This is a genomic window from Gallibacterium melopsittaci, assembly GCF_042433085.1.
Taxonomy (GTDB): Bacteria; Pseudomonadota; Gammaproteobacteria; order Enterobacterales; family Pasteurellaceae; genus Gallibacterium; species Gallibacterium melopsittaci.
The window spans coordinates 40412-52990 of sequence record NZ_JBHLWA010000013.1 but is presented as its reverse complement, the minus strand read 5'-3'; the positions used below and the strand labels follow the sequence as shown (position 1 = coordinate 52990).

Below are 12579 nucleotides of genomic sequence, written 5' to 3'. Positions count from 1 at the left end.
AGCAACAAATTTGTCTATTACACCGAAATATTTTAGCATTAATTGAAAACACAAAAGCTAGCAATACAGTTAGCTTTTGTGAATACAGATGAATTAACCTTTAAATTCATCGGTTAAACAAGGTTGTAGTTTAGATAAGATTTGTTTAGTGATACGGGCTGATCCTGCAACAATATTTCCTTTGGTGAGGTAGCTATGTCCACCAACAAAATCGGTTACTAAACCGCCAGCTTCGCGTACGATTAAATCCCCAGCAGCACAATCCCATGATTTTACACCCATTTCAAAATAAGCATCAACACGACCTGCGGCAACATAGCAAAGATCAAGTGCAGCAGAACCAGTGCGACGGAAATCTGCACAATCTTCAATTAATGCTGTGACCATATTTAAGTGAATTGGAACGTAACGTTTAATTTTGTAAGGGAAACCTGTTGCTATAATTGCACCAGTTAATTCACTTGAATTATCAAGACGTAAGCGGTATTCATTGAGTTTAGCTCCTTCACCACGTACAGCAGTGAATAGCTCATTACGGATTGGATCATAAACCACACCAACTTCTGTACGGCCTTTTACACGGACTGCGATAGAAATTGAGAAATGTGGTAAACCTTTCACAAAGTTAGTCGTACCATCTAGTGGATCAATGACCCATTGAATATCACTTTCTTTACCTTCTAAGGCACCACTTTCTTCCGCAATAATAGTGTGATCAGGGTAAGATTTACGAATAATCTCAATAATGGCAGCTTCAGAGGCTTTATCAATATTAGTAACATAATCATTAGTCGATTTTTGGCTAGTTTGAATGTCATCACGACGTTCAAAACCTTTGGCAACGATATTGCCTGCTTTTCGCACTGCGCGAATAGCGATATTTAACATAGGATTCATTGATTTTCTCCACCAGATTTTAAAGAACAGTTGTTTGATAAATTTAATAAATCGCTGCGCATTATAGAGAAAGAAAGACAAAATTGCGAGGAATTTCATCAGGCAGTGAAACGTGCTAAACTGCGCCATCATTTTTTGTTGAAAATAAAATTATGTCATTAGATCAAATTAAAATTGTTTTAGTGGAAACCTCTCATCCAGGGAATATTGGTTCTGCTGCTAGAGCAATGAAAACGATGGGATTATCACAACTTTACCTTGTTGCACCCAAAGTATTGCCTAACGAAGAATCTATTGCCTTATCGGCAGGTTCTGCAGATGTGGTTGAGAATGCGAAAATTGTTGCTAGTTTTGATGAAGCTGTAGCAGATTGTTCCTTGATTATAGGGACTAGTGCAAGATCCCGTCATTTAACTACAACAGCGATTAGCCCACGTTATTGTGGTGAAAAAACAATAGAGCATCTTGCTAATGGAAAAGTGGCGATTGTCTTTGGGCGTGAACGAATTGGGTTGACCAACGAAGAGTTATTGAAATGTCACTATCATCTTAATATTCCTGCAAATCCAGAATATTCCTCATTAAATCTTGCTATGGCGGTACAATTAGTCAGTTATGAAATTAGAATGGCCTATTTACAAGCTCAGTCGTCACCGACTACTCCGCAACATAAATCAACGATGCCAGAAGGTGTGGTAGCAGAAGAGTTAGAGTATTTTTTCCAAAAAACGGAAAAGATTTATCAAGAGATTGGCTTTATTCAGAACAGTGCAGTCATGAAGAAATTGCGTCGTCTTTATTTACGTACAGCGATTCAGCGTAATGAATTAAATATTTTACAAGGTATGTTGACTGCAGTAGAACGTTTATTAAAAAAAGATAGAAATCAACAATAGTTAAAAACGTTATTATAAATGGAATAATACTTGACTGTTTTAGTAGGTTATGTGAGAATTTTCCCCGTTTTGAAACAAGGTTAGGGAATTCACGATGAAACTTACATCTAAAGGACGTTATGCGGTTACCGCTATATTAGACATTGCGTTAAACGCTGAAGATGGCCCTGTTACTTTATCGGATATTTCTGAACGTCAAAAAATATCACTTTCTTATTTAGAACAATTATTTGCCAAATTGCGTCGTCATGGATTAGTAAAAAGTACTCGTGGTCCAGGTGGCGGTTATCAATTAGGTTATCCAAGTGAAGAGATTTCTATTGGAATGATTATCTCGGCGGTAAATGAAAATGTCCAAGCGACAAAATGCCGTAGTAAAGGTAACTGTCAAGATGGCGTACAATGTTTAACTCACTCATTGTGGCAAAAATTGAGTGATCGTATCGAAGAATTTCTCAATGAAATTACTGTCGCTGAATTGGTAAGCTCACAACAAGAAAAAATGCAAAAGCGTTATCGAGCAGAAATCAATGTACAGCAACATCTAGAACAGATTGAAAGTTAAGAAATATTTCTTAATGAATTTATTGGAGTGAAAATGAAACTACCTATTTATTTAGACTATGCAGCAACTTGCCCAGTTGATGAACGTGTTGCTAAAAAAATGATGGAGTATTTAACTGTAGATGGCACATTTGGTAATCCTGCATCTCGTTCACATAAATTTGGTTGGCAGGCAGAAGAAGCGGTAGATGTTGCACGTAATCACATAGCTGATCTTATTGGTGCAGATGCACGTGAGATTGTGTTTACCTCTGGTGCAACAGAATCTGATAATCTTGCGATTAAAGGTGCAGCTCACTTTTACCAAACGAAAGGTAAACATATTATTACCTGTAAGACAGAGCATAAAGCGGTATTAGATACTTGTCGTCAGTTAGAGCGTGAAGGTTTTGAAGTCACTTATCTTTCACCAAAAGCAGACGGCTTAATCGATCTTGAAGAACTTAAAGCTGCAATGCGTGAAGATACTATTTTAGTTTCTATTATGCATGTCAATAATGAAATTGGTGTTATTCAAGATATTGCGACAATCGGTGAACTTTGTCGTGAACGTAAAATTATTTTTCATGTTGATGCAACACAATCTGTTGGTAAGTTACCTATCGATCTTTCAACATTAAAAGTAGATTTAATGTCAATGTCTGGTCATAAACTTTATGGGCCAAAAGGAATTGGTGCATTATATGTCCGTCGTAAACCTCGTGTGCGTTTAGAAGCAATTATTCATGGTGGTGGGCATGAAAGAGGAATGCGTTCAGGTACATTGCCTGTTCACCAAATTGTTGGTATGGGTGAAGCCTATCGTATTTGTAAAGAAGAAATGGCAACCGAAATGCCTCGTTTAACTGCCTTGCGTGATCGTTTATATAACGGTTTAAAAGATATTGAAGAAGTATATGTAAATGGCTCAATGGAACATCGTGTAGGCACAAACCTTAATATGAGTTTTAACTATGTTGAAGGTGAATCATTAATGATGTCATTGCGTGATATTGCGGTGTCTTCTGGATCAGCCTGTACTTCTGCAAGTCTAGAGCCTTCATATGTGTTGCGTGCATTAGGCTTAAATGATGAGTTAGCACATAGCTCAATTCGTTTTACGATTGGACGCTATACCACAGAAGAAGAAATTGATTATACGATTGAATTAGTAAAAAAAGCAGTTGCAAAATTGCGTGAACTTTCTCCTTTATGGGATATGTACAAAGAAGGCGTTGATTTTAGTACTGTTGAATGGTCAGCACATTAATAGGAGTGAATTATGGCATACAGCGAAAAAGTTATTGATCATTATGAAAACCCACGCAATGTCGGATCATTCGATAAAAAAGATCCGACAGTTGGTAGTGGTATGGTGGGTGCACCAGCTTGTGGCGATGTAATGCAATTACAAATTAAAGTGAATGATAATGGCATTATTGAAGATGCAAAATTTAAAACTTATGGTTGTGGTTCTGCAATTGCTTCGAGTTCATTGATTACTGAATGGGTAAAAGGTAAATCATTAGATGAAGCACAAGCGATCAAAAATAGCGATATTGCGGCGGAACTTGAATTACCACCAGTAAAAGTACACTGTTCAATCCTTGCAGAAGATGCAATTAAAGCGGCAATCGCAGACTATAAAGCAAAAAACGTTAAATAATTTTTTAGGTGTTATCGAAGAGATAACACCTTTTCCCATTTAGGAGCAAAATATGGCGATTTCATTAACTGAAAGTGCAGCACAACGTGTTAGAGATTTTCTAACAAATCGGGGTAAGGGAATTGGTCTGCGTTTAGGTATCAAAACATCAGGTTGTTCTGGATTAGCCTATGTTCTCGAATTTGTTGATGTCTTAAATGAAGATGATCAAGTATTTGAAGATAATGGGGTAAAAATTATTGTTGATAGTAAGAGCCTTGTTTATTTAGATGGAACACAATTAGATTTCGTCAAAGAAGGTTTAAATGAAGGCTTCAAATTTACCAACCCAAATGTAAAAGAACAATGTGGATGTGGTGAGAGCTTCCACGTTTAATTGTCCAGTATTATTGAAGATATTATGTTTAATCCTTTTGAATTGTTTGCATTACCTGTAAAGTTTGAAGTTGATCTTGCTGCCTTATCACAACAGTATCTACAACTACAAAAACAGTTACATCCTGATAATTTTGCCACTGCAACAGAACAAGAACAACGTTTGGCATTACAACAATCAACGCAAGTGAATGATGCGTATCAAATCTTGAAAGATCCTATTTTACGTGCAGAAGCAATGTTAAGTTTAGCGTTGCAAAAGCCTGTTGAGAGTGAAAATACGACGCATGATATTGAGTTTTTGATGCAGCAAATGGAATTAAGGGAACAATTGGAACAAGCTGAACAAGAACAAGATGAAACGTTATTAGAGGCGTTATCTCAACAAGCAAAAGCAAGTTATCAACAAAATTTGCATGTGCTAGCCGAAAAGCTAACGCAACAAGAATGGCATAATGCAAAACAGATCGTTGATCGTTTGAAATTTATTCAGAAATTACAACAAGAAATAGCTCGTTTAGAAGAAAAACTTTTTGATTTTTAATGTGGGAACATAAGGCAAATGGCATTATTACAAATTGCAGAACCAGGACAGAGTGCCGCACCTCATCAAGCACGATTAGCAGTCGGAATTGATCTTGGTACAACAAATTCTTTAGTGGCAACCGTACGCAGTGGTAAAGCAGATATTTTACTTGATGAACAAGAACGTGCGTTAATTCCATCTGTTGTTTATTATGGCGGAGAACAAACGATAGTTGGTCATGAAGCAAAAGCATTTGCAGCAGAAGATCCACATAATACGATTATTTCAGTTAAACGTTTAATGGGCCGGAGTTTAACTGATGTACAGCAGCGTTATCCAAATTTGCCTTATCATTTGCAAGCCAGTGAGAATGGTTTGCCTTTATTGGTAACGAAACAGGGTATTCACAGTCCAGTTGAAGTGTCTGCTGATATTTTGCGACGTTTACATTCTTTAGCAGAACAGCGTTTAGGCGGTGAATTAGTCGGCTGCGTCATTACGGTACCAGCCTATTTTGATGATGCTCAACGGCAAGGAACAAAAGATGCAGCTCGTCTTGCGGGATTAAATGTATTACGTTTATTAAACGAACCGACTGCAGCGGCAATAGCCTATGGTCTAGATAGCGGACAAGAAGGGGTTATTGCAGTTTATGATTTAGGTGGCGGTACTTTTGATATTTCTATTTTGCGGTTAAGTAAAGGGGTCTTTGAAGTATTAGCAACAGGTGGTGATACGGCATTAGGTGGTGATGATTTTGACCATTTATTAGCAGATTACCTTGCCCAACAAGCAAACTTTACGGCAGAAAACGATCAACAACAACGTCAATTATTAGATTTAGCAACAGCAACTAAATTAGCGTTAACTGCGACCACAGAAACTACTGTAACCTTAAATGATCGACAAATTGTGGTTGAACGAGCGACATTTAACCAATTAATTCAACCATTAGTGAAACGGACATTATTTGCGTGCCGTCGCGCATTAAAAGATGCAAATGTGAGTGTGGATGAAGTCATTGAAACGGTAATGGTAGGTGGTTCAACTCGAGTGCCATTTGTGAGAGAACAAGTTGCAGAGTTTTTTGCTAAGCAGCCGTTAACGTCCATCGATCCTGATAAAGTGGTTGCATTAGGGGCAGCTATTCAAGCTGATATTCTTGCAGGAAATAAACCAGATAGTGAGATGTTGTTATTAGATGTGATACCACTTTCACTAGGTATTGAAACTATGGGCGGTTTGGTTGAGAAGATTATTCCACGCAATACCACGATTCCAGTAGCAAGAGCGCAAGAATTTACTACGTTCAAAGATGGACAAACAGCAATGTCAGTGCATATTGTGCAAGGCGAACGTGAGTTAGTGCAAGATTGTCGCTCATTAGCACGTTTTAGTTTAAAAGGTATTCCGCCAATGGTAGCAGGGGCTGCCCATATTCGGGTGACTTATCAAGTAGATGCTGATGGCTTATTGAGCGTAACCGCAATGGAAAAATCAACAGGAGTACAGTCATCAATTCAAGTAAAACCATCTTACGGATTAACAGATGATGAAATTACCCAAATGATTAAATCATCGCACGAAAATGCAAAAGCAGATATGCAGGCACGTGAATTAGCAGAGCAACGAGTGGAAGCGGCGAGAGTATTGGAAAATGTGTATAGTGCATTAGCTGAAGATGCAGATTTATTAAATGCAGATGAGTTAGCTGGAATAAAAACAGCATTACAGGCATTAGAAGCGGTTAGCCAACAAGATGATAGCCAACAAATTGCACAAGGTATTAAACAACTTGATCAAGCAACCCGTGAGTTTGCGGCGAGAAGAATGGATAATTCAATTAAACAAGCATTAGCAGGTCATTCTGTTGAACAATTTGAAGAATAAAAGGAAATAAAAATGCCAAAAATTGTTTTTTTACCCAATGAAGAACATTGTCCAGAAGGTATGGTTGTTGACGCAAATGCAGGGGAAACCATTTTAGATGCAGCGTTACGTTCAGGGATTGAAATTGACCATGCTTGTGAAAAATCTTGTGCTTGTACAACTTGTCACGTGATTGTGCGTGAAGGGTTTGATTCATTGAATGAAAGTTCTGATCTTGAAGATGATATGTTAGATAAAGCTTGGGGCTTAGAAGTGGATAGTCGTTTAAGTTGTCAAGCGGTAGTCGGTGATGAAGATTTAGTGGTTGAAATTCCACGCTATACCATTAATCATGCCAAAGAGGAACATTAGTTTATGAAATGGCAAGATGCACAACAAATTGCGGAAGCACTATATGATCGTTTTCCAGAATTAGATCCTAAAACAGTTCGTTTTACGGATATGCACCGTTGGATCTGTGAAATCGAAGAGTTTGATGATGATCCAGAAAAATCAAACGAACGAATCTTAGAAGCCATTCTGTTGTGTTGGTTAGATGAGTTTGAGTAAATTTAAATGGTTATTGAGTAGGGGAATATGAATTGATATTCCCCTTTTTTATTAGTGTCTAAAGCGGAAATGATGATGTCGTCCGCCAAAAAGAAAGTGAAGAATTTCCTTACCAGAAACTGTCAAGATGATTGCTGATAAAATCAGTACAATTCCTAAAAATATTCTTGCTGTCATTTGTTCATTAAAGATTACAACACCGACTAAAAGCGCTGTAATAGGTTCTAATGCACCAATAATAGACGCTGTTGTAGGCCCAATCATTTGAATGGAGTGGTTCATCAAGACTAATGAGAAAATAGTGGTAAAGACTGACAAACCTAAGACATTAACTAATAAAGTTGGTGAGAAATCTATTGGTAATGCAGTACCAAAATCAAGACGAATAAAGAAAACTAATGAGCCAAAGAATAATCCATAAAAAGTTAATTTGAGTACTGGAATATTGTGTAAAGGTGAACGTTCGACTGCAATGATATAGATGGCATAAGTTAATGCAGAAATAAATACTAACAAGACACCAAAAGGATTGAGATTAGTACCGTTATCATTTTGATATAACAATGAAACACCCAAAATGACTAAAGTAATGGCTAACATGGTTAACAGATTTAGGCGTTCATGAAAGAACAGTACCATAATAACAGCCACGAGTAATGGATAAATAAAGAGGATGGTTGAAGCGATACCTGCTTCAATAAGTTGATAACTAATAAAAAGCGTTAGTGATGAAAATGCAAAAATTATGCCAACCAATAAGAGTGTCAGAAACTCTTTTTTGTTGAGTTTAAAGGAAATTTTTTGCTGATACATAATGATTGCTAATAGGATACTAGCAACACCAAAACGATAGAATAGGACTGCATCAGGTGTTAAACCAAGTTGGTATAACGGTAAGGTAAAAAGCGGATTTAAACCATAAAAAAATGCGGCTATACAGCCGAACATTAATCCTTTTGCAAATTGTTTAGAGATCATTGTAAGAACATCAAAAAATCAAGATGGCTTATTATAGAACTCAAGAAATATTATTCAATAGTAAGACAAGGAAAGTAGATAAAAGCTCGTTGTTTTTTGTACAACGAGCTTTTAAACATAGAAGATTAATCCACCATAAAGCAGGCGATTTTAACGCCGTCAGGATATGTTTTTAGTTCAGGTTGTTGTTCACGACATTTATCAGTCGCAAATTGACAACGAGCGTTAAATGCACACCCTTTTGGTGGATTTAATGGACTTGGTAATTCGCCTGAAAGTTTAATTCGTTCTCGTCTTAGTTCAGGTGAAAGTCTTGGTGTGGCAGAAAGCAAGGCTTTAGTATAAGGATGACGAGGATTTCCAAAGATCTGTTCGGTTGTTCCTTGTTCTACACAACGTCCTAAATACATCACCATTACTTCATCAGCAATATGTTCAACAACTGATAGATCGTGTGAAATAAAAATATAAGATAACCCTAGGTTTTCTTGTAATTCCATCATCAGATTTAACACTTGTGCTCGAACGGAGACATCTAATGCAGAAACAGGTTCGTCTGCAACTACAATGTCAGGATTTAACATTAAACCACGAGCAATAGCAATCCGTTGGCGTTGTCCACCAGAGAACATATGCGGATAACGATCGTAAAATTCAGCACGCAACCCCACTTTTTCCATAATCGCTAATACCGCTGCTTTACGCTCTTCTTTATTTAGTGTGGTATTAATTTTTAAAGGTTCTTCCAAAATAGTGCCAATTTTTTTGCGTGGATTAAGTGACGCATACGGATTTTGAAACACAATTTGAATTTTTTGACGACGTAATTTTACAGTTTCATTATCTTTGACTAAAAAGTTTTGTCCTTGGTAATAAAGTTCACCTTCTGTTGGCGATTCAATCATGGTGAGCAAACGCCCTAAAGTTGATTTACCACAACCAGATTCACCTACAACAGCTAAGGTTTTGCCTCGTTCTAACTTAAATGAAACGCCATCTAATGCTTTGACATATTGAACAGGGGCAAACATTCCTTTTTTTACAGGATAATATTTTTTGAGATCAATCGCTTCTAATAGTGGTGTTTGTAACGATTGAGTTGAAATCATTGCTTCTTCAGACATGTTGTGGATTTCCTTCTGCATCTAATGGCATATGACATTTGACTTGACGGTTGCCAATGCGGTGTAAAACAGGTTCAGTTTGACGACATTCATCGGTTGCATATGGACAGCGTGGATTGAGTAAACAACCTTGAGGTCGATCGTATTTACCTGGAACAACACCAGGTAGTGATTCTAAACGTGATTTACCAGCAGCAAATTCAGGTAATGAGCGTAATAAGGCTTGTGTATAAGGATGTTTTGGTTCGCGGAAAATATCTGCGGCTAATCCTTCTTCTACCACTTGTCCTGCATACATAACAATAATTCTATGTGCCGATTCGGCAACTAAAGCAAGATCGTGCGTAATCAGAATTAAGGCCATATTTTCTTTTTGTTGCAATTCCAATAACAAGTCAATAATTTGAGCCTGAATAGTTACATCTAATGCGGTTGTAGGTTCATCCGCGATTAAGAGTTTTGGTTTACAAGCAATTGCCATTGCAATCATTACCCGTTGGCTCATTCCTCCAGAGAGTTGATGAGGATAAACATCTAAACGGGACTCAGGAGCAGGAATACCTACCATACGCAATAATTCAATAGTACGTTCTCGTCTTGCTTTTTTACTGCCACCTTGATGGACTTTTAACGCTTCCATAATTTGATAACCAACGGTGTAGCATGGATTTAAGCTAGTTATTGGATCTTGGAAGATCATCGCAACATCAGCGCCCACTAATTTTTGTTTTTGTTTCTCATTAAGAGTGAGTAGGTCTTGCCCATCGAATTGCAGATTATCAGCGGATACACGTCCTGGAAAATCAATTAATCCCATAATAGCAAGAGAACTAACAGATTTACCTGAACCAGATTCTCCTACGATACCTAGTACTTCACCTTGTTCAACTTGATAGCTAACATGATCAACTGCTTTAAAAGGTTTATTTTTTTCACCAAAATGGACAGAGAGATTATTTACCGTTAAAAGTGTCATTATTGCTCCTTATTGTTTTAATTTTGGATCAAGAGCATCGCGTAAACCATCACCCATTAGGTTAAAAGCAAGCACTGTAAATAAAATTGCTAAACCTGGGAAGGTAACAACCCACCAAGCACGTTGTACGAATTGTAAAGCTTCGGCTAACATCGCACCCCATTCTGGTGTAGGTGGTTGAGCACCAATACCTAAGAAGCCAAGTGCCGCCATATCTAAGATTGCATTAGAGAAGCCCATTGAGGTTTGTACAATTAATGGTGCTAGACAATTTGGCAAAATCGTAATGAACATTAAACGTAAAATGCCAGCACCTGCGACACGTGAAGATGTAACATAATCACGATTAATCTCATTTAGTACGGAAGCACGAGTTAATCGGACGTAACTCGGTAATGATACGAATGCAATTGCAAAGGAAGCATTTAATAATGATGGTCCTAGGATTGCTACAATCGCAATAGCCAATAATAAACTTGGTAGTGCTAGCATAATATCGATGATACGCATAATGATAATATCGAGTATGCCACCAAAATAGCCTGCAATTAAGCCAAGTGTGATTCCGAAAATAAAAGAGAGAAAAACCACTAATAAGCCAATAAATAAAGAAAGACGTGCACCATAAATTAAGCGTGATAAAATATCTCGCCCAACATCATCGGTACCAAGAATATGATTCCATGTACCACCATCAATCCAAGCTGGTGGTAATAAGAACGCATCTCTAACTTGTGTGATAGGATCATGAGGTGCAATGACATCAGCAAATACACTAATCAGAAAAATAATAACGATATAGCCTAAACCAACCACAGCACCTTTATTGCGGCTAAAATTAAACCAAAATTCTTGTAATGGCGTGTGTGGTGTAGAAACAGAAATAACGGAATTCGACATATTTTAATCCTTATTTACGGTGTCTAATACGAGGATTGACCACACCATATAAGAGATCAACCAATAAATTCACAACAATAATAATCGTAGCAATAATGAGTACGGCACTTTGTACTACTGGATAATCACGAGCACGGATTGCTTCAATTACCCATTTACCAATGCCAGGCCACGAAAATATTGTTTCGGTTAAAATTGCACCAGATAATAATTGACCGACAATTAATCCGATAACCGTAACAACTGGAATTAACGCATTGCGTAATGCATGAATAATGATAACTCGCATAGATGACAAGCCTTTGGCTCGTGCAGTACGGATGTAATCTTCTCCTAAAACTTCTAACATAGAAGAACGAGTCATACGAGAAATGACTGCTAAGGGAATCGTTCCTAATACGATAGAAGGTAAAATGAGATGCATAACAGCAGATTTAAATGCTCCAGGTTCACCAGAAAGCCAACTATCAATTAACATAAATCCAGTGACTGAATCAACCCAATATTCGGCATCTATTCGCCCTGAAACAGGTGTAAGGTTCCATTGCACAGAAACTAACAACATTAATAATAAGCCCCACCAGAAAATTGGCATAGAATAACCGGTCAGCGAGATAGCCATTACGGAATGATCAAAAATAGACCCTCGCTTGATTGCCGCTAGAATACCAATAGGAATACCAATAATAATTGCAAATAAAATTGCGAATACGGCTAACTCAATCGTTGCTGGAAAGAGAGATAAAAATTCATCTAATACAGGAACATTATTTTTAAATGAGGTACCAAAATCACCATGAGCAATACCTTTTAGATAATTAATATATTGCTCAGGTAAAGATTTATCTAAACCTAATTGATGCATCATTTGTTGATGTACTTCAGGACTTAACCCACGTTCGCCCATTCTTATTTCAATAGGATCTCCAGGAATAAGATGAATTAGGGCAAAAGTTAAAAGGGTAATACCAATAAAAGTTGGAATAACCATGGTTACCCGTTTAAAAATAAATCGAAACATAAATTTGTTTGCTCGCTAATTATTAAGATATTCTTGCCATAGGACAAGGCAAGAATATTTATTATAGTGATCAGGAAGTATGTAATATAGCTATTGAGATTACTCTAAGTCAACGCCATAGAATGAGTGTAATCCTAGTGGGTTAATCACATAGTTTTTACCCTCTTTACATACTGGCTCATACATAGTTGAGTGTGCAATTGTAATCCAAGAATTTGTTCTTTGAAAATCACTAAAG

General features: G+C 37.2%; 15 protein-coding genes. 9 read left to right on the top strand and 6 right to left on the bottom strand.

The window, feature by feature from the left end:
- Positions 1-93: 93 nt before the first annotated feature.
- Positions 94-897 carry an inositol-1-monophosphatase gene (suhB, locus tag ACFFHT_RS03025; protein ID WP_382373365.1) on the bottom strand — a complete coding sequence of 268 codons (804 nt, stop codon included), beginning with the start codon at positions 895-897 and terminating at the stop codon, positions 94-96.
- Positions 898-1049: 152 nt separating this feature from the next.
- On the opposite strand from suhB, the gene trmJ reads away from it, so the two are divergent.
- From trmJ to iscX, 9 genes are all read left to right on the top strand, one after another.
- Positions 1050-1793: a tRNA (cytosine(32)/uridine(32)-2'-O)-methyltransferase TrmJ gene (gene trmJ, locus ACFFHT_RS03020; RefSeq protein WP_382373363.1), complete on the top strand. Its 744-nt coding sequence runs from the start codon at positions 1050-1052 to the stop codon at positions 1791-1793.
- 94 nt (positions 1794-1887) lie between these two features.
- The gene (iscR, locus tag ACFFHT_RS03015; RefSeq protein ID WP_382373361.1) at positions 1888-2358 is read left to right on the top strand and encodes a Fe-S cluster assembly transcriptional regulator IscR; all 471 of its coding nucleotides are present in this window, start codon (positions 1888-1890) and stop codon (positions 2356-2358) included.
- 33 nt (positions 2359-2391) lie between these two features.
- Entirely contained in the window at positions 2392-3606 is a 1215-nt protein-coding gene (locus ACFFHT_RS03010; protein ID WP_382373359.1) for an IscS subfamily cysteine desulfurase, read from the top strand.
- 12 nt (positions 3607-3618) lie between these two features.
- Positions 3619-4002, top strand: a complete 384-nt coding sequence (gene iscU, locus ACFFHT_RS03005) for a Fe-S cluster assembly scaffold IscU (protein ID WP_382370209.1) — start codon at positions 3619-3621, stop codon at positions 4000-4002.
- Between the two features lie 52 nt (positions 4003-4054).
- Positions 4055-4378: an iron-sulfur cluster assembly protein IscA gene (gene iscA, locus ACFFHT_RS03000; RefSeq protein ID WP_382373357.1), complete on the top strand. Its 324-nt coding sequence runs from the start codon at positions 4055-4057 to the stop codon at positions 4376-4378.
- Positions 4379-4402: 24 nt separating this feature from the next.
- A complete protein-coding gene (gene hscB, locus ACFFHT_RS02995; protein ID WP_382373355.1) occupies positions 4403-4921 on the top strand; it encodes a Fe-S protein assembly co-chaperone HscB in 519 nt (172 codons plus the stop codon).
- A gap of 18 nt (positions 4922-4939) precedes the next feature.
- The gene (hscA, locus tag ACFFHT_RS02990; RefSeq protein ID WP_382373353.1) at positions 4940-6793 is read left to right on the top strand and encodes a Fe-S protein assembly chaperone HscA; all 1854 of its coding nucleotides are present in this window, start codon (positions 4940-4942) and stop codon (positions 6791-6793) included.
- Between the two features lie 12 nt (positions 6794-6805).
- A complete protein-coding gene (gene fdx, locus ACFFHT_RS02985) occupies positions 6806-7144 on the top strand; it encodes an ISC system 2Fe-2S type ferredoxin (protein WP_382373351.1) in 339 nt (112 codons plus the stop codon).
- A 3-nt stretch (positions 7145-7147) separates the two neighbouring features.
- On the top strand, positions 7148-7342 hold the full coding sequence (gene iscX, locus ACFFHT_RS02980) for a Fe-S cluster assembly protein IscX (protein WP_382373349.1): 195 nt from the start codon (positions 7148-7150) through the stop codon (positions 7340-7342).
- 51 nt (positions 7343-7393) lie between these two features.
- On the opposite strand, the gene ACFFHT_RS02975 is transcribed toward iscX, so the two are convergent.
- The 5 genes from ACFFHT_RS02975 to ACFFHT_RS02955 all read right to left on the bottom strand — a co-directional run bounded on the left by ACFFHT_RS02975 (position 7394) and on the right by ACFFHT_RS02955 (position 12341).
- A complete protein-coding gene (locus ACFFHT_RS02975; protein WP_382373347.1) occupies positions 7394-8320 on the bottom strand; it encodes an EamA family transporter in 927 nt (308 codons plus the stop codon).
- 125 nt (positions 8321-8445) lie between these two features.
- Positions 8446-9444 (bottom strand): peptide ABC transporter ATP-binding protein, encoded by a 999-nt coding sequence (locus ACFFHT_RS02970; RefSeq protein WP_382373345.1) that lies wholly within the window; start codon positions 9442-9444, stop codon positions 8446-8448.
- A complete protein-coding gene (gene dppD / locus ACFFHT_RS02965) occupies positions 9437-10420 on the bottom strand; it encodes a dipeptide ABC transporter ATP-binding protein (RefSeq protein WP_382373343.1) in 984 nt (327 codons plus the stop codon). The genes ACFFHT_RS02970 and dppD overlap by 8 nt, the downstream gene beginning before the upstream one ends.
- A 9-nt stretch (positions 10421-10429) precedes the next feature.
- Positions 10430-11320, bottom strand: a complete 891-nt coding sequence (dppC, locus tag ACFFHT_RS02960; protein ID WP_382373341.1) for a dipeptide ABC transporter permease DppC — start codon at positions 11318-11320, stop codon at positions 10430-10432.
- A gap of 10 nt (positions 11321-11330) precedes the next feature.
- Positions 11331-12341 (bottom strand): ABC transporter permease subunit, encoded by a 1011-nt coding sequence (locus ACFFHT_RS02955; RefSeq protein WP_382373339.1) that lies wholly within the window; start codon positions 12339-12341, stop codon positions 11331-11333.
- Positions 12342-12579: the final 238 nt, after the last annotated feature.